A 22,220-nucleotide genomic window follows, 5' to 3' on the forward strand; every position below is an offset into this window, starting at 1 on the left:
GCAAATGGTGGCTAAATTATCTTTGGTGGGATTAGGTCCGGGAAGTGTTGATCTCATGTCGATTCGCGCCCAACAAACCATACAAAACGCGGATGTGATAGTGGGGTATGCTCTGTACGTAAAACTTATTGCGTCACTGATTAATGAGCAGACCTTAGTGAGAACCGGAATGACCAAAGAGTGGCAACGAGCTGATGCCGCTATTCAGTTGGTTGAACAAGGGAAAAACGTGGCCTTAGTGTGCTCTGGCGATGCAGGAATGTATGCCATGGCCCCTTTAGTGTTTGAAATGTTATCTTCTAAACAGATTAACATTGAGATAGAAACCATTCCCGGCATTACCGCCGCTAATGCGTGCGCCTCTTTAGTGGGCGCTCCATTAGGTCACGACAGTTGTACGATTTCGTTATCCGATTTATTAACCCCTTGGGAAGTGATCGTGCGCCGTATTGAGGCGGCGGCGATGGCCGATTTTGCCATCACATTTTACAATCCAAGATCAAGAAAACGTCAGCAACATATTGTTACCGCGCAACAAATTATATTGAAATACCGCTCAGCCAATACCCCTGTGGCCGTTGTCAATGCAGCTTATAGAGAAGAGCAAAGTGTACAAATATCCACCCTTGAACACTTTACTGAGCTGGAGTTTGGAATGAATGCTGCGGTCATTGTGGGTAATGAAAGTAGCTACCGATTTGATGACTGGATAGTGACCCCGCGAGGCTATAAAAACAAATACATTCTCGAAGATGGAGAAACGCGTGCAGGGCAAACCCCAGGACGCGCATTGGAATCCTCTGCCATTGACGCAGAAGTCGAGCAGGAAACAACGAATAAGGAAGTATTATGACGGTTTATTTTATTGGTGCAGGACCCGGCGACCCAGATCTCATTACGGTAAAAGGGGCCAAATTGGTTGAGCGTTGTCCTGTTATTCTTTATGCGGGCAGTTTAGTGCCAAAAGCGGTTATTGAGCGCGCCCAGCCTCAGGCTAAAGTGTATGACTCAGCGAGCATGGATTTGGATGAAATAACCCAAGTGTATACCGATGCGCATGCTCAAGGGCAAGATGTAGCTCGGGTGCAGACGGGGGATTTATCTATTTACTCGTCTCTTGCCGAGCAGACGCGTCGCCTCAATGCATTAGGCATTGATTGGCAAGTGGTTCCGGGGGTCTCTTCGTTTCAAGCATCAGCGGCGGCGTTAGGTCAAGAACTGACACTCCCTGAGCAGTGTCAGACCATTATATTGTCCCGCGCTTCTGGGCGTACTCCGGTGCCAGATAAAGAGAATCTAAAATCACTGGCTCAGCATGAAGCCACACTATGTCTATTTCTTAGCGCCACTTTGATAAGAAAAGTGGTGCGTGAGCTGAGTGATGTTTATGCGCAAAATTGGCCTGTGTGTGTGGTAGAAAAAGCCTCACACCCTGAGCAACGTATTATTCGTGGTACTTTAGCGGATATCGCTGATAAGATGCACGCCGCAAATATTCGTTCAACGGCCATGATCATTGTCAGTAAGGTCTTTGCTATAGACGATTTTGTGGACTCAAAACTGTATGATCCAAGCTTTACACATGCCTGTCGTAAAGGGAAAGTGTTGGATGCGGCCATGGACTCTGTAAAAGTAGCAACTGTTGTAGAGGCGTCGTCCCATGAGTAACGGTAAAGTGTATTTAATTGGAGCGGGACCGGGAGATCCGGGACTACTTACTTGTCGAGCCAAAGAGCTGTTAAGCAGCTGTGATGTGGTGTGCTATGACAAGTTGGTCAGTGCGGCTATTTTGTCCATTGTGCCTGATCACGTGCAGTTGCATCAAGTGGGTTACCGTGGTTACCAAGGGGTTCATATTGAATACGGTATGCACCCAGATGTCACCGAATTTGCCTTGGCGGGCAAACGAGTGGCGCGATTGAAAGCCGGTGATCCGTGCATTTTTGGCCGCACTACCGAAGAGTGCCGTGATCTGCAACAACATCAAATCCCTTATGAAATCGTCCCCGGTATTACCGCTGCATTAGGGGCCGCCTCTTATTCAGGTTTTCCGTTAACCAGTGGCGGCATTGCTTCTAGTGTCACTTTTGTCAGCGGACATAAAAACACGCAGGCACTGGCATCATGGAGTCGTCTTGGTCAGGCGGGGGGCACATTAGTGCTGTATATGGGCGCAAAAAAATTAGCCCAGCATACACAAACCTTAATTGAACATGGTCGCAGTGCGCACACCCCCATCGCCTTAATTAGCTCAGCAACCAGCGCAGATCATCAGTGTATTACAGGGACACTGGCTTCTATTGCTGAAAAAGTCGCGCAGCAGCAATTTATTGGGCCGGCGCTCGTTATTGTGGGTGAGGTGGTCTCTCAAGGAAAAGAGTTAGATTGGCGACACCGCTTGCCATTGACGGGCGCGAGAATATTACTGTGTGGCCACAGTGCAGAGGTGACAGGGTGGCGAAACAGCGGTGCGGAGGTTATCTGCATCGAAAATAATAAGACACACTCATTGCTTGATGAGGAAGATTTAGAGTATTTGACTGCAGTTCCCGAGCTTGCCTTTAGCGATATGCCATCATTTAACTTGTGGTGGCGCGCCGTGCAACATTATCAATGGGATATTAGAAAATTTGCCATGCCCATGGGCAGTGACAACCCCTTGGTGTGCTCGGCATTAAGAGACATAGGTATTCAAGCTATGCCCCTTTCAGCAAATGCTTTAACCTTAACCCTTAATGAACAACAAGCGTTTGGTGAGAATAACCAATATTATCTTGTTGGCCACGTAGACAGTCAGCCTTTAGGCTATTCGATACCCGTGGTGGATTGGTTATTAGTCGAGGATATTTCTATTTTACACACCATTATCACGCATCACCCTGAAGCCATTGCCAGGGCGCAACTGGTGCCCCTTAATGACACAGTACGTCAATGGGCAATACAAAACGGCTACCTTCAACAGAACAGCACTTTTCCTGATTTTATGCACGGTTCAACGATAAAGCACTGTCGAGACGGTATTGATGTTAGCTAGCTTGCCGTTATCTTGCGCCGAATTAACGTTGGGACAGCAGACTTTAATCAGTGCCTTTATCGTCGTTGCTGCCTTGTGGCTAGATAGATGGTTAGGTGAGCCGAATCGATACCATCCTTTAGTGGGCTTTGGCCGTTTAGCGAGTCGCATTGAAGCGCTGTGTCGATGCTGCCCTCGTTTGAGCGCAAAACAGCAGGGGGCGGTTGCTTGGTTCATTATGGTGATGCCGTTCACCTTGTTAACGTATCTGTTATTAGCCTGGGTGTCTCAGTTATCTCTTTATTTATGGCTAGTACTGAACGCGGTGATTTTGTATCTAACCATTGGCGGAAAAAGCCTTATCCAACACGCACATAACATCTATCGTCCACTTAAAGCGGGCAATATTGTGCAAGCGCGTTATCATGTGTCGATGATTGTCAGTCGAAATACCGACAAAATGGGCGAACAAGAAATTACTTCATCAACCATAGAATCCGTTTTGGAAAATGGTAATGATGCGGTATTTGCCCCCATGTTTTGGTTTTTAATTCTTGGCGCACCGGGAGCGGTATTATTTCGCTTAGCCAATACCTTAGATGCCATGTGGGGTTATAAGAACCAAAAGTATCTTCATTTTGGTTGCTTTAGCGCCAAAACAGATGATGCTCTTGGCTGGTTTCCTGCACGAATTACCGCGCTGACCTATGCCTTGCAAGGGGACTTTTACAGCGCCATGCAATGCTGGCGGGAGCAGGCTAAGAAGTGCAGTAGCCCCAATGGCGGGGTAGTGATGACCAGCGGAGCGGGGGCGTTACGCATTAAGATTGGTGGCCCCACCTATTACGATAATGTGTTGCATGATAAAGAGCCTATGGGCATAGGAGAGCCGGCTCAATGGCCTGCTATTGCCGCTGCCAATCAATTGGTCTCTCGCGGAAGTTTTATGCTCAGTTATTTGTGGTTAATGTGTGTCATCGTAGGAGTGAGTTGACAGTGATAAAACATGGAGGCGGTCTGATTAAGATCGCAAAGGAGTATGCAACGCACCCATCACAGTGGATGGATTTATCCACAGGGGTGAGTCCATTTACTTACCCTCTACAGGAAGTCCCTGTTTGTGCTTGGAACCAACTGCCACAAACCGATGATGGTTTAGAAGAGGCCGCCAAGCACTATTATCAAGGAAAGAATGAGCCTATTGCCGTTGCTGGATCTCAAGGGGCTATTATGTCTTTGCCGGCTACGCTGAGCAAAAAGATGGGACGATGCGGTACCATCTCTTTACCTAGGGTCGGTTATAAAGAGCATCAACATGCGTGGTCTCAATTTAGTCAAGGGTCGCTCACTAAAGATGCAGACAATGCAACAAGGTGTGACACAGAAACCCGCCATTGGGAGTTGCTTTATTATTATGACTTTCCGTCAGCTCAACAAATAGAAAGCAGCGATGTTGTGCTGATCATCAACCCTAATAATCCTACAGCGAAAAGCGTAAACAAACAACGCCTCAGCGCCGTTTGCACAGCCATGAGTGACAAAGGCGGTTATCTCATTGTGGATGAAGCGTTTGCCGATTGTACCCCCGAAACCTCACTGTTAAATCCCCATGAACATCCACACAGTTTGATCGTACTCAGATCGGTAGGTAAATTTTTTGGTCTGGCAGGGGCTAGAGTAGGATTTGTGTTTGCCTCAGCGGAAATTAAGGGGCGACTTGAAGAGCAATTGGGACCTTGGACAGTATCGGGTCCTGCTCGCTGGGTGGTGAAAAAAGCCTTGTTAGATACCCATTGGCACGCACAAGCTTTGGCGCTTATTCAGTCGTCGTCAGCAAGGTTGAACCGTTTGTTACAGCAACACTTTTCCTGCCCGATAGCATTCACCCATCTATTTTGCACGGTTTATCTGCATGATGCTGTAACTGTGCATGAGCAGTTATGTCACCAGCACGTGTTGACGCGTCTTTGTGACGAAAAAAATGCCCTTCGCTTCGGTTTACCGGCGAGCGAATGTCAATGGCGCAAGCTTGAGTCTGCGCTATGTGCTATCAGCCATTCTCGTTAGGCTAACTAATGCCGGTGTAAACCCAATATATCTAAGTCATCATAATTCGGATTCTAAGGGATAGTAAAATGCAGTCCAGTAGCAAAGCATTAATGGTACAAGGGACGACCTCAGACGCAGGAAAAAGCGTTTTGGTAGCAGGTCTTTGTCGCGTGCTAGCCAATAAAGGGATAAAAGTGGCCCCTTTTAAATCACAAAATATGGCACTTAACAGTGCCGTGACTATCGACGGGGGGGAAATTGGTCGTGCCCAAGCGGCGCAAGCTTATGCGTGTGGCATAGAAGCCACCACCGATATGAACCCGGTACTCCTTAAGCCTAATTCTGATACCGGTGCGCAGGTTATTGTGCAAGGTAAAGTGCTCACCGATATGGACGCTAAGGGCTACCATAGTTATAAACCGACCGTAATGCCTTATGTCATGGAGTCCTTTTCTCGACTGCAAAGTCACTATCAATCCATTATGGTTGAAGGGGCCGGTAGTCCTGCGGAAATCAACCTACGTGAGCACGATATTGCCAATATGGGCTTTGCCGAAAAGGCGGATATTCCTGTCATTATTGTGGCGGATATCGACCGTGGTGGCGTTTTTGCACACTTGTATGGCACTTTGGCATTACTCTCTCAATCTGAGCAGGATCGCGTCGTCGGTTTTGTGATTAATCGCTTTAGAGGGGATATTGCACTTCTTGAAAGTGGTTTGGATTGGCTAGAAGAAAAAACAGGCAAGCCAGTGATTGGCGTATTGCCTTATTTACATGGGCTGATGTTAGAAGCGGAAGACGCTATTGATGTGAGTCAGTTAAACAGTGATGAAGTGCAACTTAAAGTGGTTGTCCCCGTATTACGACGCATCAGTAACCATACTGACTTTGATCCGCTGCGAATGCACCCTAATGTGGATCTGGTGTTTGTAGGTAAGAATCAACCGTTACCTGCCGCCGATCTTATTATTATTCCAGGATCTAAAAGTGTTCGTAGCGATCTCGCCTACTTAAGAGAGCAGGGTTGGGATAAACAGATTGAACGCCACCTCAGATTTGGCGGCAAAGTGATGGGGATTTGTGGCGGTTACCAAATGTTAGGTGAAGGCATTGCCGATCCGCTTGGCATTGAAGGTGAGGCAGGGCAGAGCAAGGGATTAGGCTTGTTACCTTTGCATACTGAGATCAAAGACGTCAAACAGCTTAAACAGGCTAAAGGCACATTAACGCTTCCTGGACAACACGGCGTTGAGGTATTTGGCTATGAAATTCACGCGGGAGAAACCACCGGTGTCAGTCAAGATGCGCCACTGACCTTAAATGGGTTAAAAGACGGTGCCATTGGATGTGATGACCAAGTATTTGGTACCTATCTGCATGGTATCTTTGAAGCACCGCAAGCTTGCGCGGCGATACTGAGTTGGGCGGGATTACAACAGGCCAAAGGTTATGACTTTGCTCAGATGAGAGAAGAGAGCATCAGTAGGGTGGCCGATGCCATTGAACAACATTTGGATTTAAAAACATTGTGGCCAGATCTGGATATTTAGGGAGCACAAGTAAGTGAATATCATAAAAGAGTCGTGTCCAGCGTTAGTGGTTGCCGCTCCTAGTTCGGGCAGTGGCAAAACGACGGTAGTGGCAGCTATTGCTCGTCATTTTACGAATCAAGGAAAAAAGGTACGGGTGTTTAAAACTGGCCCTGACTTTATCGATCCTAACTTTCTTGCCTTTGCCTCAAAGCAGCCTGTGTATCAGTTGGATTTTTGGATGTGTGGTGAAGCGCACTGCAAACAATTAGTGGCCGAGGCGGCCAAAGAGGCCGATTTAATTTTAATTGAAGGGGTTATGGGGATGTTTGATGGGAAGTGCTCCAGTGCGGATATTGCCGCGACATTGGGCATTCCTGTTATGGCTGTCATTGATGCCGGTGCAATGGCGCAAACCTTTGGCGCTATCGCTCATGGCTTGGCCTATTTTCGTGATGATATTGACATGTTTGGTGTGTTTGCCAATCGGGTTGGCTCACCGGGGCATGGGCAGATGTTGCAAGAGTCGTTAGGCAAACCGCTACAATTTTGTGGTTATCTTGCAAAAAATAGTGGGTTAACTTTGCCGGAAAGGCACTTAGGTTTAGTTCAGGCGCAGGAGTTAGACGATCTTGATAAAAGGTTGGATCTTGCAGCGGAACTCATTGCCAGTACAGCCCAGATCCCATTGCCCCCTGCGGTAGAGTTTACCGCGACGGTGAATCCCCCCCTTAAACAGGCGCTGCTCCATACCACCATTGCCATTGCTCGAGATACGGCGTTCAGCTTTATTTATCAGGCTAACCTTGATTGTTTGCATGAATTAGGGGCCCGCTTGCGGTTCTTTTCTCCCTTAAAGGGCGAGCCTGTTCCACTTTGCGATGCCTTGTATCTTCCGGGAGGGTATCCGGAGTTATATTTAGATAACCTATCCGCTAATCACAGCTTAAAAGTGCAGATTAAAGCGCATATTGATGCCGATAAACCGGTAGTGGCCGAGTGCGGTGGCATGCTCTACCTAAATCACACACTCACGGATTTACAGGGAAAGTCTGCCACCATGTGCGGTGTGCTTGATGCTCACTCACAGATGCAACCGTCATTGGCGGCATTGGGCTTAGTGGAAGGAGAATTGGCTCACGGCAGTAAGTTACGCGGTCACACATTCCATTACTCTAAAACAGAATCGCAACAGCCAACGTTATGTACACCCGTATCACAGTACGGTCGAGAGAGTGATCCTGTGTGGCTGCATAATAAAGTGGTTGCCTCTTATATCCACTGGTATTTCCCATATAACCCAGCGCTGGTGGCGCAGATGTTTAAAGGGGAACTAGAAGCGCACTCTTTGGCAAATCAGCGTCAATATAACAGGGCAGGAGAGGAGATGTGAGGTTAATACTGCTCCGTCACGGACAAACGCAGTGGAACCGAGAAAATAGAATACATGGCTGGGGAAACAGTGATTTAACTCCTAGCGCCATCCGCCAACTCAAGCAATGGATCCCCCCCACACTGCGTAATCCTATCGTGTATGCTAGTGACTTAGGGCGAGCTAAGCAGACAGCGTCGATCATTGCCGAGAAAATAGGCACTGAGTTCACTTTAGATGCGCGATTACGGGAGCGTCAGTTTGGTGTTCTGCAAGGGCGGGTGATTGACCAAGACCGCCCTTTAGCAAAGGCGTGGCATCTTTATCATCATCGCTATTTGAGCAAAACAGGCCAACAATTTGGCTTTGAATGTGAATGGGATTTTGAACGGCGTATTGGCGATTTTTTCTCGGATTTAAATAAAAGTTTTGCTCACTTAAATGACAACACCGCACGTGCTGATATTGTTATTATTTCTCATGGAGAGTGGATAAGGGCGGCGATCAATCTGTTGCAGGGAAGGCCTTCATGGCATGAAGGGCAAGGTATCACTAGCAATAAACGTGTTAATTGGCTGTCAGTCAATTATGATGTGAGTCACTCACTTCACAGCAATAGCCGCTGCTAAATCAAAACGGGCTTGGGCTATGTCCATGTACGGGCTCACCTGTGGTTGGGTGGGTAAAGTAAATATCGCTGGCATGCAGCATAAGACGTGGCGAGAGATCTTGCCACTGTGGCGTGTTATACAGATCACAGCCTAAAATAGGGTGGCCAAACTCAAGGCTATGAATGCGCAATTGATGGGTACGCCCGGTCACAGGGGTGAATTGCACTAAGGTTCTCGGAGGATTAGACAATCGCTCTATCACCCGATACTCACTAAGGGCGTTTTTGCCTGTGCGGTGACAAATTTTTACTCGTGGAAATAACGCCTTATCTTTAGCTATCGGCGCTGAGAAGTGTCCACTGTCTGCTGCCACCCAACCCCCTAACATCGCTAAGTAACGTTTTTGTACTGCTCGTGTTTGAAACTGCTGATTAAGGTTTTTACAGGCAGCGCTATTGAGCCCCACCACCATAATCCCTGAAGTGCCTAAATCCAGTCGATGGGGTAATTTCGCATCCGCAAAAATCCCGGTGCCGTTATGGCTTTGATTCGCCTCTTGCCCATGAAGTAAGCGGTAGTGGACGGAATCCCAGTTGAGTGGGTTTTTACCCGATAGAGTGAATAACCCACTGGGTTTATTAATTAATAAAATAGCATCGTCTTGGTAGAGGATATCGACGCTTTCATGGCATACAGGGGCGACAAAATGGTCAATGATGTCACTGGTGGAAGGTGGGGCAGGTTGAGACATTATTGACCTTGATAGTGAGTAGGTAGCGCGGATTTTAATGGCAATAATAGGGGGGACGTTGCCAATAAACAATACGTATTGTTTATTGAGATAAAAAAAGCTCACCGAGAGGTGAGCTTACTAAATAGAATGAGAGTTGGGTTAATTCACCTCAACTAACGTTGCCTTTCAAGCTTCGACAACAACTTTAGTATCTGAGCTGAGTAGCTCAAGTTCATGAGTCACGTCTTCAATATTTAAGCCCGCTGGAAGTTTTAATGCCATCTCTGCGGTAAATAGGCTTGAGCTTACGCCGTTACCACCACCGGCGATGAATACGCGATGACAATCCATATCCAAAATGTTGACGCCTTGAGTATCTAGGATTTGTGTGATTTCGTTAACGATACCCGCTCTGTCATTTGAATTAACGCGAACGCTGACAATGGCCCCTTTGTCATGTAAAGAAGCATCAGTACTAGTGAATTGGCAAACAAGATTTTCAGTTTTTAAAAATTCATTTTTTACGGAATCTTCACTATTTGCTGGTACGTCAATTTTGATTACGCCAGCCACTTGTTGGTCGATAAAGTTCACTTTACTGCTTAACCACTTACCGCCATTTTCATGGGTCATTGCAGAAAGGCGTTTAATCGTCGATGGTGACGCTGTGCCAATAAAGTTTACGATAAATGTTGTATGCATAGTGTCTCACTCCGTAGTTTTGATAAGTGTATGAATATCAGAACTAATTAATTATTACATCTAGTTTAGAAAACAAACATTATACTTGCATGATATTGGTCAAGAATTTGAGATATCCGATGGTTTCTGTATGAGAACTTAGATCTATATTTTAATAAAATCGCTCATAAGTGCTCCAACCACTGGTTAATATGTGAGGATCTTCTATAAATAGGATGAGATTTTTCAAAGAACCTTTTATGCTACGGGGGTTTATTTAAGGAAGTGAATATGATCATAAAACCTCGAATTCGTGGATTTATCTGTACCACAACACACCCAGTGGGCTGTGAAGCTAATGTAAAACAACAAATCGCTTACACTAAAGCACAAGGACCGATTGCCAATGCACCGAAACGTGTATTAGTGGTGGGCTCTTCAAGTGGCTATGGCTTATCTTCTCGTATTGCCGCAGCCTTTGGTGGCGGTGCGTCGACTATCGGTGTTTTCTTCGAGAAAGCAGGAACGGAAAAGAAACCGGGTACTGCAGGTTTCTATAATGCGGCGGCATTTGACAAGTTAGCACACGAAGAAGGCTTGTACGCTAAGAGCTTAAATGGCGATGCGTTTTCTAATGAAGCAAAACAAAAAGCCATTGACCTTATCAAAGAGGATCTAGGCCAAATTGATATGGTGGTGTACTCACTGGCTTCTCCAGTGCGTAAATTGCCAGAAACTGGCGAGTTGATTCGTTCCGCACTCAAACCTATCGGCAATACTTACACTTCTACTGCGGTTGATACCAATAAAGACCAAATTATCGAAGCCAGCATTGAACCTGCAACGGAGCAAGAAATTGCCGATACAGTGACGGTGATGGGTGGCGAAGATTGGGAACTATGGATCAATGCACTTTCTGAAGCTGGCGTTTTAGCCGATGGCTGCAAGACGGTTGCATACAGCTACATTGGTACTGAGCTGACATGGCCAATCTATTGGGATGGTGCTCTAGGCCGTGCCAAAATGGACTTGGATCGTGCCGCAACGGCATTGAATGAGAAACTGTCTGCAACAGGCGGTAGTGCAAACGTTGCGGTACTTAAATCCGTGGTCACTCAAGCCAGCTCTGCGATCCCTGTGATGCCTCTTTATATCGCGATGGTATTCAAGAAAATGCGTGAAGAAGGTGTACACGAAGGTTGTATGCAGCAAATCTTCCGTATGTTCAGCGAGCGCTTATATAAAGCCGATGGTAGCGCAGCTGAAGTGGATGAGAGCAATCGCCTACGTCTTGATGACTGGGAACTGCGTGAAGACATTCAACAACATTGTCGTGATCTTTGGCCACAAATCACCTCTGAAAACATCAGAGATTTGACCGATTATCAAGAATACAAAGATGAGTTCTTAAGCCTGTTCGGTTTTGGTCTTGAAGGTATTGATTACAGCGCTGATGTTGATACGTTAGTTGACTTTGATGTGATTGATATTTAATCACATCATAGGGTTCGCTGTATTTAATCTACAGCGACATACCATTGTTACATTCAGTGGGATAAAGCCAATAGTTGGGTGACCAACCGTTGGCTTTTTTACATGTGACAAGCACTGTGGAATGTCATAAATAAAAAAGCCCTTATAATACCAACCGTACTAAATAACGGGTCATTCTAGCTTGTTAAAACACTCGATACCTGCGTTAGAATTTTTGAATGTAGAGTATCTACTTATCGAAAAATTCTGCCTTGTTTACGAGCATTTTTCCTGCGCTATTTCTGACCACGATCTTAGTGTGATTGGTTTAAAAAGGGCACAGTAATTCACTGAACGAATACGCCTTATGCGTATAGATCTAGGTTTGCTTTAGCGTATGCTTCAAATTCAGTGCAGCCACCAACGTGTTCTTGGTCAACGAAAATTTGAGGTACTGTCTCAACAGGCTTACCGACTGTTTTTTCTAAATCCGCTTTAGAAATGCCTTCCGCGTGAATATCAACATAACGGTAGTTAAAGTCTTCACGTTTTTCTTTTAGCTCATCAGCAATTTCTTTTGCACGAACACAGTATGGGCAACCAGGGCGACCAAAAATAACAACAAACATAACATTCTCCTTTTTGAGTTCCTAAAACTATGCCTTAACCCTAACCCGAAATAAAGCACAAATTAACTGTTGTTGTGATAGGCGTAGACTATCAATATTATTTGCTGTCCAATTGAGCAAAAACTGCTAGAAAATAGACCGATAGTCGAGAAATAATCTAAACTAAACTGAGTGGCATCGACTGATTGATTTAATAAAATCAACAAATTAGATGAGCACTGGTAGCAAGCCCTTGCAACTAACAAAGGATGTTAATATGTTTCATTTTATGACGACATCAAAGATTGTCTTTGGAGAAGGCGCCCTACAATCATCACTCTCAATTCTGAACCAGTTTGGTTACAGTGTGTTATTGGTGACAGGCAAAGACCGCTCTCGCGCACACACCATCATAGAGTACTTGAAATCTCAATCTATTCGTTATCAACACATTTCGGTTACTTCTGAACCCACCATTGCCATGGTGGAAGAGTCGGCCATTGTCGCGCGCAGGTTTAAGCCTGACGTGGTGGTTGCCATGGGCGGTGGTAGTGTGATTGATATGGGTAAAGCCTTAGCCGCCATGACGACCAATTTTGGCGATCTTTATGATTATGTGGAAGTAGTAGGTAGAAATGTGCCGATCAAATCGCCCCCTTTACCTATGATTGCGATCCCTACCACGGCCAGTACCGGCGCAGAAGCCACGAAAAATGCGGTGATTAAATCGGGGCAGGATAGAGTAAAAGTGAGCTTACGCCACCCGCAAATGTTACCCGATGTGGCTATTGTTGATCCAACCCTGACTTACGGGACTGATGTGCAAACCTCCGGCCGAGGCGCAATGGATGCCTTTACACACCTGATGGAGGCGTATGTGTGTGGTGAACCCAATCCACTGACCGATATGATTTGTGAAGAAGGTTTGCGTCGCATTGCCCGTTCTGTGGTGCCCGCCTGTGTGTATGATAATCCACGTGCCCGCAGTGATCTTTCATTTGCAGCTTTATTAGGTGGCATGGCCATTAGTAATGCCAAACTCGGAGCCGCGCATGGCTTGGCGTCGGCATTAGGGGGCAAAATCCCAGCGCCACACGGGGTAATCACCGCACGGCTTGCCCCATTTGTCATGGCTGCCAATTCTAAGATGGCCCTACATTGTGGACGCACAGATTTATTGACCCGTTATAAAAAGGTCTCAGAACTTATTACCGGAGACCCTAGTGCGCAAATAGAAGAGGGCATAGCATGGGTGTCACATACCATAGAGCAACTGCACATTCCCAGTTTATCGCGCTACGGATTGAGTCACCTCTCTTTTGCCGAAATTGCACAAGATGCATTGCAATCGGTGGCGATGAAAGGAAATTCATTGCCTCTGAGTCAAGACGTACTGATGGAAATTCTTAGCCAAGTTGGCAGTGGTCATCAGCAACAAGAGAAGAGAGATGATCTTTCTGAGATGGTATAGAAGAAGATAAAAATAGGGCTATGGTAATCTAGCCCTATAAATATAATATGAATGTGGTGGTTTAAAACTCGTCTTTGTCGAAGCGAGACTCGCGTAGGGTTTCTTTGACTCGTTTTAGATTGTCACGAAAACCACTGCCACGACGCAACGTAAAGCCTGTCGCTAGTACATCAATAATAGTCATTTGCACAACGCGACTGGCCATTGGCATGTACACATCTGTGTCTTCTGAAATATCGAGGGTAATGGTTAAGGAAACCGCTTTATCTAAGGGAGAGTTCTTAGCGGTGATAGCGATTACCGTTGCGCCATTATCACGAGCTAAATGGGCGATCTCAATGAGGCTTTTAGTACGGCCTGTATGTGAGATTAATACCACCACATCGTTATCTGTACTATTGATACAGCTCATGCGTTGCATCACAGGATCATCGTAACAAGTGATGGGGATGTTAAAGCGAATAAATTTGTTTTGCGCATCTTTAGCAACAGCAGAAGATGCCCCCTGACCAAAGAATGAAATACGTTTTGCTTGAGTCAACAAATCAACCGCTCGGTTCACTTGGTGTGAGTCTAGGCTGCTTTTAGCCACATCCAGACAGGCCATGGTTGATTCAAATATTTTATGAGTATACGCATCCGGTCCGTCATTTTCTTCAACATTGCGGCTAACATAAGGCGTGCCATTGGCTAAGCTTTGCGCTAAATGCAATTTAAAATCGGGAAATCCTTTAGTGTCTAAGCGGCGACAAAAACGATTGACTGTAGGCTCACTCACATCAGCAAGTTTAGCTAATGTGGCGATACTTGAGTGAATTGCCGTTTGTGGATTCGCCATGATCACTTCAGCGACTTTTCTTTCTGACTTGCTGAAGTTGTCTATATTTTTTTGAACTTTTTCTAAAGTATTCATGAAGTTAACTTATTGAATAATTTGAATGCGTGAACTCATAGTGAGGCAGACAAGCATGATAACGAATGTAATCAGTATATACTGTTCCGTAGTACTGGTGTAACAAAACCGAAACTTAATGACAAATAATGCGTTAGAATATGACAAACTTCAAAATTGAAGCAGTAAATAAGTTTCATTATTCCAATATGTCTTTTCAATTTAGTAAAGATTCGTACGATACGAAACAAAATTACATTTTGGATTCAATGGCAGTTACAGTGACATCAATTTGTTTGTTAAGAGAGAGTGCGGCTTTAGCAATTTCTCTTTGTTCAGCTAACACATTGCCAAGGATTGTATCGGTTGTTAACGGGTTAGCTAAGACAACACGGAATACGGTCGTGGTTAGATTGTCCCACTGCTTAGGAGTGAGTGTGGTGCGTGACACAAAAGAAAGGCCACTTTCGCGCTGATGTTTTTGGATGAATTGAGTCAAACCATTTAATAGGTCATTGAGTTTGCGCTTTTGCTTACCTTGAGCTTTTTGCAAAGCCGATTTTACATGCTGAGGAATGTAGCGGTAGGTGAGCAGGCACAGCTCAGGTTCAGTCACTAATTCAAAATCCGCTTGTTGCTTAATTAATTGGGCAAAACTGCGCGCTTTGTCTAAGCCGGCATTAATCAGTAACTCATAGCCTGGTCGACTGATTATATGCATGCTTGAGTAGAGCAACATCGCCATTCCAGAACGAGAACCTTCCAAAGAATGACTGCCTAAATCTTTTGAGCCCTTACGTAAAATATAGGCCGCATGATGTTCCACACTTGCCATGGAGTGGGGATCTTTAAAGAGAACCATACCCGCTCCCATAGGGATATACAGCTGTTTATGAGCGTCAATCGTCACAGAGTCAGCCAGTTCAATGCCCGCTAACAGGTGTCGGTGTTTATTGGACATCAGCGTAGCACCACCCCAGGCGGCATCCACATGGAAATGACAGTGGTGCGTTTTACATAAAGCGGCAATCTCAGTGAGCGGGTCAATATTTCCCGTTTCGGTTGTCCCCGCAATCCCAACAACCGCAATGGTTTTGATGCGATTGGACTCTAATTCAACTAGCTTGGCTTTTAAATCAGAGAGGCAAACTTTATTGTTATCGTCCGTTTTAACTGGGATTAAACTTTCACGACCGATACCTAATACGTCAGCCGCTTTTTTCAAAGAGTAATGGCCGCGTTCCGAAACCACGACGGCCACACCTTCATAGTTATAATGTTTCAGTGCTTTGAAAAGACCTTGCCTTTCAATACCACGAAAATCACCTTGTGCAGGGAAAGCATTATTGCGTGCCACCCATAAGGCGGTGATGTTGGCTATGGTCCCGCCAGAACAAAACGTCCCTAAAGAGTGTTGTGCACTGTGCATCCATTGCGCATAAAAATCATCATTTTGTGTATAGATAAGGTTATGCAACATGCCCAGAACTTGTCGCTCTAATGGCGTAAATGCTTTCGAGGTTTCAATTTTTACGAGGTTTTGATTTAGGGCGATCATAATTTTTGATAGTGGCATCAAAAAATACGGCAAAGCCGACGTCATATGACCAATAAAGCTAGGGGATGAAGTATGCACAGAGTGCGATACTAATGTATCCAATAGATGTTCAGTATGCTCAGAGACAAAGCTTGGCGTTTCAGGCAGCTGTGAATCCTTGAAGTCTTTTTCAATTTCTTGTAACGGTTTCTCTTCAGCAACAATGTGTTCTTTCAGAAACTTATTTAGGTTTAAAGAAAGACTGTTTTCTATTTGAGTTAGTGTTGATTCAGGCCCTTCGGGAACGGTAAAAATTCTGAGTAAGCTTTCGAAATCAACTTTCGCTGTTTTGTCCTGGGAAACCATATTGAATAAGTTTGTATTACTGAAATTGCGAGACAATGTAATAAATATTAGGTACAAAGTCTCGCATTATTTTTCAACTTTTAGTTTTACTTATGCGCAGGTAGGCTCTACGAGCCACACTTCATCTGAGCCACATCTTGAATTGACTGATTGTAGGCATCTAGCGCCGTTTGTATTTTGTGCGGATGGCTGAGTAAATCAGCTAATGCAGAGCGTAATTCATAATTTTGCGGGTGCGGTTTGGCTTGACGATATTCAAAACTCGCTTTTGCCGCTTGACCTAGGGCATCGCTGCGGGAGGATAACACCTTAATGTCCTGTTGTGACAACTGCAACCATGACTCTACATTCAATTCTGTGGAAACTTTGCTTGGTTCAGATTTCAAAAAGGTGTGTACGGCGATACGGTTTAGCTCAAAGTGCTTTTTACGGCCATCTAAGAACCACTGACTCACTTGTTGCAGTTGAGGGGAGTCTTGACTGGTAATAGTTGCAAGATCTTGATACCAGTGAATGGAAGCATCGATGTAGGTATCATATTGTTTGGTTTGGCACTCAATATTTGCTGCAAAGGCAACAGTAGGTAATGCGGATAGTAATAAAATCAACGCTTTGTTCATCTTTGTCTTCCCTAAATGGATCAACCCTACGGCCGTAATGGGGCTAATTTAGCAAACCTTATATCAATACCCCAAACGCAATATGAATCAATGTGAGCAATAACGCCAAATATTACAGCCCAACCCCTGAAAACGTTAAAATCAGAACCGGAACCAGTAAACTGAGAATAAAGCCGCTAACAATGGCCACTGGCACACAACGTATCCCGCCGGTTTGTTGAATGACGGGGAGAGTAAAGTCCATGGCGGTTGCCCCCGCATAGCCAATGGCAGTACAAGGACGGCTTTTAATTAGAAGAGGAATACAAATAAGAGCGGTAAGTTCACGTAACAGTTCAATAATCAGTGAAGCACTGCCATAGAGCGGGCCATAACTGTCGGTGATTAAAATGCCCGTTAAAGAGTACCAGCCAAAACCCGATGCCATGGCTAAGCCTTGACTGAGAGGGATGTCGAGTATCCATGCCGAAATAAGGCCACCTAGCCATGAGGTGAGTACGATAACGGTCGCAATGATGGAACCCTGTTTATTTAGGATGATTTCACGCAGCGTGAGGCCACTATTGCGCAATTGAATGCCAATTAAAAAGAGCAAAACAAATAATGTCCATTCACTGGCCGTATGAACCCATGCCCAATAAGAGGGGGTGACGAGACCAATAACGACCCCGATGGCCACTACCACTATCAATTTTAGTGATTCGGAAGCCATGTCGAGCAAAGGTAATGTATTTTGTTTACTTTCAACCGCTAGAGGAGAGAGTCGGTCAACAAATGGCAGTGCCAGTAGGTTAAATAGGCTGATACTAATAAAAAAGCAGGCAGTGATGAAAAGAATCTGTTGTATGTTGTCACCTAGATTTTCCATACCAGCAATGCTTATTCCCATCAAAAATAAGATAAACAATACCGTATGGGAGCACACTTTATTTATGCTGTTGAGCCGTGACGTGCTTTTTATTGTGATGAAATAACCGACAATTAGCGGAATAAATATGAACAGTAATCCAGAAAACATGATGTAAAAGAGCTCGTAAGTAGGGATGCAAGTGTCGTCCCACTCGCTAATGGGTAGACAGTTAGTTTACACTAATCTGCGGGTTAAAACGACCAAGCCATTCACTGTAGAACATCGATAATTCTTGTCCTATTTGCCGGTTTTTAACTGTGATAACCGCATTAGAACAGTGGCTGGATTGATTGATAAAGAGTGATCTTGCTCTTGTTAATTCATCCTTTTTACTTCTAAATACTACTTTTTGTCATTAAGTGCACGCATATCGTCCTGTAAAAATTTATTAGACCACAGTGCTAGAAATGGTGTTACTAATAATGTTTGAGTGGGGAAATACAATATGGCGAATAATGGAATGATGCCAGTAGTAAAGGATGTGATGCGTTTTGAAGGGATAACAACGCGTTCAATGTTTGGTGGAATAGGTTACTTTCAGCATGATGTGATGTTTCTATTGGTGGATGATCTGCGCGCTTATTTGCGTGGGGGCCCAAAGCTAACCAATGAGTTACAGGACTTTGGCTGTCAACAATACCGATATAAAAAAAGAATTGGCTACGCCAAAATTAATTACTATGACATTACAGATATGCATAGGTTTGATCGAGAACGGGTACGGCTGTTATTTTTTAAATCCATAGCCATTGCCAATCGCGATAAGTTGCAATGTCGAGAGCAAGCACGCCTTCGAGATTTGCCTAATTTGCAATTGAGTATTGAAAGGATGTTAGCAAGAATTGAAGTGTCTGACAGGGAGGCATTAATGGTTATGGGATCAGGTGAAGCCTTTAGACGGTTACAGTCCGTATACGGGAATGATTTAAGCATTACATTGTTGTGGAAACTCGAAGGGGCGATCCAAGGCGTGCATTTTTCTTTATTAACTCACTCAATAAAAAACAAGCTACTGAGTAAAATTTTGCCTAAAACCAATCATAACCTTCCTTACGGGCATTAAAATGAAACAACGCCACTAATTATATTAGTGGCGTTGTTATACCAGTCTTACTAAATAACTGAACATTCTAGCGTGTTAAATCTCTTGATGATGGTGTTGCCATTTTTGATTGTAAAACAACTACTTATCAAAAATAGCGACTTGTTCTCAAGTGTTTTTTCTGCGTTATTTCTGACCACTTAATGACTGTAGTGGTATGAATTTACGCTAATTGATTATGTGCATATATACCTTGAGTCCAAGACAATCCGTCATGAAGAGAGCCTATGCCTAATCAACTAAACCATACTGGCTAGATAAAATAGCCATAATTTCGGCTTTAGGGTTCTCGCTAAGAGTAATCTTGTTGCCTGTGATTTTTTCAGCAATAGAAATGTAAGTTTTAGATAAGTCCATCATGGCTGATAACGGCAGTGCATTGTCTTTGGCCAGAGCATTACGTTCATCCATTCTATCTTTATTGAGTAGGATGTCTGGATCTGGGAAGTGGTTTAGCAGGAATTGGCGGAAACCCTCTTTAGAGTTTTCAACAATTTCACCTTGAGCATAGGCTTGTTTATCCCAGATACGAGAAGAGTCAGGGGTACCCACTTCATCCATGTAGATGAGCTTCTCTATGCCTTTACTGTCGGTCACGTAGCCAAATTCAAATTTTGTATCAACAAAGATTTGGTCAATCTGTTGTAGAGCATTGTCAATAACATTGAATCCTTCTTTTAGTAAAACTTCATAGCGGTCAACATCTTGTTGTGATTGGAAGTTGAAAGCTTGGTAGTTATCTAAAAGATCTTGGCGGGTAATATTGACATCATCCACTTCGGCAACATTAGGAATGCCTTTTAAAATGCCTTTGGTGGATGGGGTAATGAGTAGATCCTCTAATAGCCCATCTTTTTTAAGGTTTTCAGCCAGATTAATACCACAGAAACTGCGTTCGCCTTTTTCATACGCGCGCCACATTGAGCCTGTGATGTATTTACGACAAATGGCTTCAACCATAACCGGCTTGGCTTTTTGCACAATCCATACCAGTGGGTGAGGGATATCAAGGATATGACTGTCTGCTAAATGGTTATCTTTAAATAACTTAAACCAATGGTTAGAAATAGCGTTTAACGCAGCCCCTTTACCAGGGATCCCTTTTAAGTCTTGCTCACCGTGCCAAATGCAATCGAAAGCAGAAATGCGGTCACTAATTACCATGATGGCTAATGGAGCATCAGAAGCAACATCATAGTTTTTCTCTTTAATTAAGCGACGACTGTCTTCTTCAGTTAGCCAATACACAGAACGTACTTTACCGCTGTGAACGGGCTTATCTGTACGAATAGGCAAGTCATCGTTTACGTCTAAAACTTGGTCAGCAAGATTCATAATTTATACCTAATAGGGCAAATACTGATGCGAATAATACACAGATCAAATTCACTATTCCAATATAAAAGCAAACGATTGCGCTAAGACCTTTTTTATGAAGGTTATATCACCTACACATATATTACGATTTTGTTAAATTAATGAAGATACTGAGTGTTTAAGGTTGAAAAAAACACATCGCATCCATGCTCCTTACCCAGTTGTTGCAATTTCTGTTGAGCGAGACGGTCAATACGGTGACTAGCCACAACCGCACTCGCTGTACCTAAAGTAATGGCTTTGATAACTACTTCGATTTCGTTGCTTTTACTCGAAGGCTTTAGATGAATGATTTTTTCGCAATCTACGTGATAGGTTTGCAGGTCGTGCAATTGTGGCAGTGTAGTTTGAGCGGTAAATAAAATCCATTTCTTTACAGAAGACGCTTTTGCTAAGCGCTGCAAGTTACAAGGGTTATATAAGCTAACAACGGCGTCGAGAGAATGTATATTCTGAAACTGCATTACTGTATCCTTATCCATACTGTATGGATAAACAGTAATACTGTTACGGTTAAAAATCAAGCTTCTTTGTAAAATTTAGACATAAAAAAACCCAGCAAAGGCTGAGTCAGTGTGTGTCGGGTTTAGGTTTAACGTTATGGTTGAACTAATGTATCTTTTTGTGGGGTAATACTTTCTTCGTGATTATAGCGTTTGATATCAATTAAAGCGGTTTGCTTGCAGATAGAGCAGCATGAATTAATGTAGCCATCCATGTATTGCAATTTTTCCACATAAGCCAATTTTTTACACCAATCACAGTGAGCAAAAGTTGTTTGCATAGTGCGAGTTACTCCTTAGGTTAGTCTCTTATTTACTTTGCTTTGATACGAATTTACGGGCTATTGAAATCTTGCAAGAGGGTCTCAAGAAAAACCATTCTCAATGACAGCCACGCTTAATTTGAATCATAACAATTTTGAGGTGTGTCATAAGGGTAGACGCTTATTATTACAATGATGTGAAAAAATCACGCGTCAACAAATAGGGCACACCGAGCAAAGAGATAAGTTATTTGAGCAACTTTTTCGCTTGCGCCCCTTCTACTGGGCGGCTGACTGAAAGTGTTCTGCCTTTCTTAAGCCCCACTTCATAATCAGCGGTGAGGTTTTTCATGGCTTCTTGAAGTTGTTTTTTGAATGTCTCTCTATCGATATTTTCAAACTCTTTATCAATATAATTTTTGATTTTTTTATCGGATTCGTCATCTGGAGCGATAATAGGTAATTTTTCTAAAGCGCCTTCAATCCAGCCAGACAAGAAGGAGTTGACCCGCTTGGTGACTTCAGAGGTGGGTGTGCCAGAACCGGCAAAGCTATTGCGAAACTTACCGGTGTGTTCGTTCATCTCTCTATAGACAACATCGAAAGCAAAGGCTGCAAAAATTGCGCGATCCGCCTCGCCAATGAACTCTGCTCGCTTGAGTCCCTTATGGTTCAGAAGCACCGCTTCCACACCAAATTTGGTGTTGATACCGCGAATGACTCGTAAGATATTGCTTCCCACGTTACTTGGCAGAAGGTGAGAAGATTGAGTTTTCCCCATTTTGATGAACTCAATATCGTCTTTTTCAAGGCCATATTTGAGCATAAGGTTGTGTGCCATCTTGATGGCGTTGGCAGCCTCGTTGACGTTGGCTGAATTACCTAACTCAAGGCATTTTGCTATTTTTTTCAACGCTTTTTGCTTGTTCATACATTCTCTGTGTGACCAAATGGGGGACACATTTTACTCCTTTTTTATGGATACCGAAACCCCAAATCATGACCATTGTTGTTATGGTTTTTATCGTTTGTTAAATCATGTACAGTGTTAGGAAATCGAATGAATTAATTGATCACGCCTAACACAATGGAGTAGTGCGTGATGAT

Annotated in this window: 22 protein-coding genes; 11 read left to right on the forward strand and 11 right to left on the reverse strand. The window is 44.0% G+C overall.

Annotated elements, in window-relative coordinates:
- Window positions 1-4: 4 nt before the first annotated feature.
- From cobJ to OCU56_RS05825, 8 genes are all read left to right on the forward strand, one after another.
- Window positions 5-853, forward strand: coding sequence for a precorrin-3B C(17)-methyltransferase (cobJ, locus tag OCU56_RS05790; protein WP_261874576.1), 849 nt, complete (start codon window positions 5-7; stop codon window positions 851-853).
- Window positions 850-1,668 (forward strand): precorrin-4 C(11)-methyltransferase, encoded by an 819-nt coding sequence (gene cobM / locus OCU56_RS05795; RefSeq protein WP_261874577.1) that lies wholly within the window; start codon window positions 850-852, stop codon window positions 1,666-1,668. The genes cobJ and cobM overlap by 4 nt, the downstream gene beginning before the upstream one ends.
- Window positions 1,661-3,034, forward strand: coding sequence for a uroporphyrinogen-III C-methyltransferase (gene cobA, locus OCU56_RS05800; RefSeq protein WP_261874578.1), 1,374 nt, complete (start codon window positions 1,661-1,663; stop codon window positions 3,032-3,034). Before cobM ends, cobA begins: the two co-directional genes overlap by 8 nt.
- The gene (gene cbiB / locus OCU56_RS05805; protein ID WP_261874579.1) at window positions 3,024-4,007 is read left to right on the forward strand and encodes an adenosylcobinamide-phosphate synthase CbiB; all 984 of its coding nucleotides are present in this window, start codon (window positions 3,024-3,026) and stop codon (window positions 4,005-4,007) included. The genes cobA and cbiB overlap by 11 nt, the downstream gene beginning before the upstream one ends.
- Window positions 4,008-4,009: 2 nt before the next feature.
- A complete protein-coding gene (locus tag OCU56_RS05810; protein ID WP_261874580.1) occupies window positions 4,010-5,080 on the forward strand; it encodes a threonine-phosphate decarboxylase in 1,071 nt (356 codons plus the stop codon).
- A gap of 68 nt (window positions 5,081-5,148) precedes the next feature.
- On the forward strand, window positions 5,149-6,615 hold the full coding sequence (locus OCU56_RS05815; protein WP_261874581.1) for a cobyric acid synthase: 1,467 nt from the start codon (window positions 5,149-5,151) through the stop codon (window positions 6,613-6,615).
- Between the two features lie 13 nt (window positions 6,616-6,628).
- Window positions 6,629-7,987 (forward strand): cobyrinate a,c-diamide synthase, encoded by a 1,359-nt coding sequence (locus OCU56_RS05820; RefSeq protein WP_261874582.1) that lies wholly within the window; start codon window positions 6,629-6,631, stop codon window positions 7,985-7,987.
- On the forward strand, window positions 7,984-8,595 hold the full coding sequence (locus tag OCU56_RS05825) for a histidine phosphatase family protein (protein ID WP_261874583.1): 612 nt from the start codon (window positions 7,984-7,986) through the stop codon (window positions 8,593-8,595). Before OCU56_RS05820 ends, OCU56_RS05825 begins: the two co-directional genes overlap by 4 nt.
- Window position 8,596: 1 nt before the next feature.
- Here OCU56_RS05825 and OCU56_RS05830 read toward each other — a convergent pair whose 3' ends face one another.
- Both OCU56_RS05830 and OCU56_RS05835 read right to left on the reverse strand, forming a co-directional pair.
- Window positions 8,597-9,328 carry an RluA family pseudouridine synthase gene (locus OCU56_RS05830; protein WP_261874584.1) on the reverse strand — a complete coding sequence of 244 codons (732 nt, stop codon included), beginning with the start codon at window positions 9,326-9,328 and terminating at the stop codon, window positions 8,597-8,599.
- A gap of 168 nt (window positions 9,329-9,496) precedes the next feature.
- Complete coding sequence (locus tag OCU56_RS05835; protein WP_261874585.1) at window positions 9,497-10,012, reverse strand: glycine cleavage system protein R; 516 nt, start codon at window positions 10,010-10,012, stop codon at window positions 9,497-9,499.
- Between the two features lie 270 nt (window positions 10,013-10,282).
- Here OCU56_RS05835 and fabV point away from each other — a divergent pair, with 270 nt between their 5' ends.
- Complete coding sequence (fabV, locus tag OCU56_RS05840; protein ID WP_261874586.1) at window positions 10,283-11,485, forward strand: enoyl-ACP reductase FabV; 1,203 nt, start codon at window positions 10,283-10,285, stop codon at window positions 11,483-11,485.
- Between the two features lie 344 nt (window positions 11,486-11,829).
- On the opposite strand, the gene OCU56_RS05845 is transcribed toward fabV, so the two are convergent.
- Window positions 11,830-12,093, reverse strand: a complete 264-nt coding sequence (locus OCU56_RS05845) for a GrxA family glutaredoxin (RefSeq protein ID WP_261874587.1) — start codon at window positions 12,091-12,093, stop codon at window positions 11,830-11,832.
- Between the two features lie 256 nt (window positions 12,094-12,349).
- Here OCU56_RS05845 and OCU56_RS05850 point away from each other — a divergent pair, with 256 nt between their 5' ends.
- Window positions 12,350-13,543: an iron-containing alcohol dehydrogenase gene (locus OCU56_RS05850; RefSeq protein ID WP_261874588.1), complete on the forward strand. Its 1,194-nt coding sequence runs from the start codon at window positions 12,350-12,352 to the stop codon at window positions 13,541-13,543.
- 61 nt (window positions 13,544-13,604) lie between these two features.
- On the opposite strand, the gene OCU56_RS05855 is transcribed toward OCU56_RS05850, so the two are convergent.
- From OCU56_RS05855 to OCU56_RS05870, 4 genes are all read right to left on the reverse strand, one after another.
- Window positions 13,605-14,456 carry a MurR/RpiR family transcriptional regulator gene (locus OCU56_RS05855; protein WP_261874589.1) on the reverse strand — a complete coding sequence of 284 codons (852 nt, stop codon included), beginning with the start codon at window positions 14,454-14,456 and terminating at the stop codon, window positions 13,605-13,607.
- Between the two features lie 232 nt (window positions 14,457-14,688).
- A complete protein-coding gene (gene panP, locus OCU56_RS05860; RefSeq protein ID WP_261874590.1) occupies window positions 14,689-16,338 on the reverse strand; it encodes a pyridoxal-dependent aspartate 1-decarboxylase PanP in 1,650 nt (549 codons plus the stop codon).
- Window positions 16,339-16,445: 107 nt separating this feature from the next.
- A complete protein-coding gene (locus tag OCU56_RS05865) occupies window positions 16,446-16,958 on the reverse strand; it encodes a hypothetical protein (protein WP_261874591.1) in 513 nt (170 codons plus the stop codon).
- Between the two features lie 112 nt (window positions 16,959-17,070).
- A complete protein-coding gene (locus tag OCU56_RS05870; RefSeq protein ID WP_261874592.1) occupies window positions 17,071-17,976 on the reverse strand; it encodes a lysine exporter LysO family protein in 906 nt (301 codons plus the stop codon).
- 337 nt (window positions 17,977-18,313) lie between these two features.
- On the opposite strand from OCU56_RS05870, the gene OCU56_RS05875 reads away from it, so the two are divergent.
- Window positions 18,314-18,931 (forward strand): TfoX/Sxy family DNA transformation protein, encoded by a 618-nt coding sequence (locus tag OCU56_RS05875; RefSeq protein ID WP_261874593.1) that lies wholly within the window; start codon window positions 18,314-18,316, stop codon window positions 18,929-18,931.
- A 270-nt stretch (window positions 18,932-19,201) separates the two neighbouring features.
- Here the strand turns inward: OCU56_RS05875 and OCU56_RS05880 are convergent, their stop codons facing one another.
- From OCU56_RS05880 to OCU56_RS05895, 4 genes are all read right to left on the reverse strand, one after another.
- Window positions 19,202-20,305, reverse strand: a complete 1,104-nt coding sequence (locus tag OCU56_RS05880) for a phosphoribosylaminoimidazolesuccinocarboxamide synthase (protein ID WP_261874594.1) — start codon at window positions 20,303-20,305, stop codon at window positions 19,202-19,204.
- A 140-nt stretch (window positions 20,306-20,445) separates the two neighbouring features.
- Window positions 20,446-20,811 carry a hypothetical protein gene (locus OCU56_RS05885; RefSeq protein ID WP_261874595.1) on the reverse strand — a complete coding sequence of 122 codons (366 nt, stop codon included), beginning with the start codon at window positions 20,809-20,811 and terminating at the stop codon, window positions 20,446-20,448.
- A gap of 134 nt (window positions 20,812-20,945) precedes the next feature.
- Complete coding sequence (locus OCU56_RS05890) at window positions 20,946-21,131, reverse strand: hypothetical protein (protein ID WP_261874596.1); 186 nt, start codon at window positions 21,129-21,131, stop codon at window positions 20,946-20,948.
- 229 nt (window positions 21,132-21,360) lie between these two features.
- On the reverse strand, window positions 21,361-22,044 hold the full coding sequence (locus tag OCU56_RS05895) for a DUF2786 domain-containing protein (protein ID WP_261874597.1): 684 nt from the start codon (window positions 22,042-22,044) through the stop codon (window positions 21,361-21,363).
- Window positions 22,045-22,220: the final 176 nt, after the last annotated feature.

It is taken from the genome of Vibrio rarus (assembly GCF_024347075.1).
Taxonomy (GTDB): Bacteria; Pseudomonadota; Gammaproteobacteria; order Enterobacterales; family Vibrionaceae; genus Vibrio; species Vibrio rarus.

Excerpts from the sequence above, each read along its gene's own strand:
- cbiB (WP_261874579.1), top strand. The coding sequence starts at position 3,024 with ATGTTAGCTAGCTTGCCGTTATCTTGCGCCGAATTAACGTTGGGACAG.
- OCU56_RS05835 (WP_261874585.1), bottom strand. The coding sequence starts at position 10,012 with ATGCATACAACATTTATCGTAAACTTTATTGGCACAGCGTCACCATCG.
- OCU56_RS05830 (WP_261874584.1), bottom strand. The coding sequence starts at position 9,328 with ATGTCTCAACCTGCCCCACCTTCCACCAGTGACATCATTGACCATTTT.
- OCU56_RS05885 (WP_261874595.1), bottom strand. The coding sequence starts at position 20,811 with ATGCAGTTTCAGAATATACATTCTCTCGACGCCGTTGTTAGCTTATAT.
- OCU56_RS05875 (WP_261874593.1), top strand. The coding sequence starts at position 18,314 with ATGGCGAATAATGGAATGATGCCAGTAGTAAAGGATGTGATGCGTTTT.
- OCU56_RS05880 (WP_261874594.1), bottom strand. The coding sequence starts at position 20,305 with ATGAATCTTGCTGACCAAGTTTTAGACGTAAACGATGACTTGCCTATT.
- OCU56_RS05845 (WP_261874587.1), bottom strand. The coding sequence starts at position 12,093 with ATGTTTGTTGTTATTTTTGGTCGCCCTGGTTGCCCATACTGTGTTCGT.
- OCU56_RS05850 (WP_261874588.1), top strand. The coding sequence starts at position 12,350 with ATGTTTCATTTTATGACGACATCAAAGATTGTCTTTGGAGAAGGCGCC.
- cobM (WP_261874577.1), top strand. The coding sequence starts at position 850 with ATGACGGTTTATTTTATTGGTGCAGGACCCGGCGACCCAGATCTCATT.
- OCU56_RS05865 (WP_261874591.1), bottom strand. The coding sequence starts at position 16,958 with ATGAACAAAGCGTTGATTTTATTACTATCCGCATTACCTACTGTTGCC.
- OCU56_RS05815 (WP_261874581.1), top strand. The coding sequence starts at position 5,149 with ATGCAGTCCAGTAGCAAAGCATTAATGGTACAAGGGACGACCTCAGAC.
- panP (WP_261874590.1), bottom strand. The coding sequence starts at position 16,338 with ATGGTTTCCCAGGACAAAACAGCGAAAGTTGATTTCGAAAGCTTACTC.
- cobA (WP_261874578.1), top strand. The coding sequence starts at position 1,661 with ATGAGTAACGGTAAAGTGTATTTAATTGGAGCGGGACCGGGAGATCCG.
- fabV (WP_261874586.1), top strand. The coding sequence starts at position 10,283 with ATGATCATAAAACCTCGAATTCGTGGATTTATCTGTACCACAACACAC.
- OCU56_RS05895 (WP_261874597.1), bottom strand. The coding sequence starts at position 22,044 with ATGAACAAGCAAAAAGCGTTGAAAAAAATAGCAAAATGCCTTGAGTTA.
- OCU56_RS05890 (WP_261874596.1), bottom strand. The coding sequence starts at position 21,131 with ATGCAAACAACTTTTGCTCACTGTGATTGGTGTAAAAAATTGGCTTAT.
- cobJ (WP_261874576.1), top strand. The coding sequence starts at position 5 with ATGGTGGCTAAATTATCTTTGGTGGGATTAGGTCCGGGAAGTGTTGAT.
- OCU56_RS05855 (WP_261874589.1), bottom strand. The coding sequence starts at position 14,456 with ATGAATACTTTAGAAAAAGTTCAAAAAAATATAGACAACTTCAGCAAG.
- OCU56_RS05870 (WP_261874592.1), bottom strand. The coding sequence starts at position 17,976 with ATGTTTTCTGGATTACTGTTCATATTTATTCCGCTAATTGTCGGTTAT.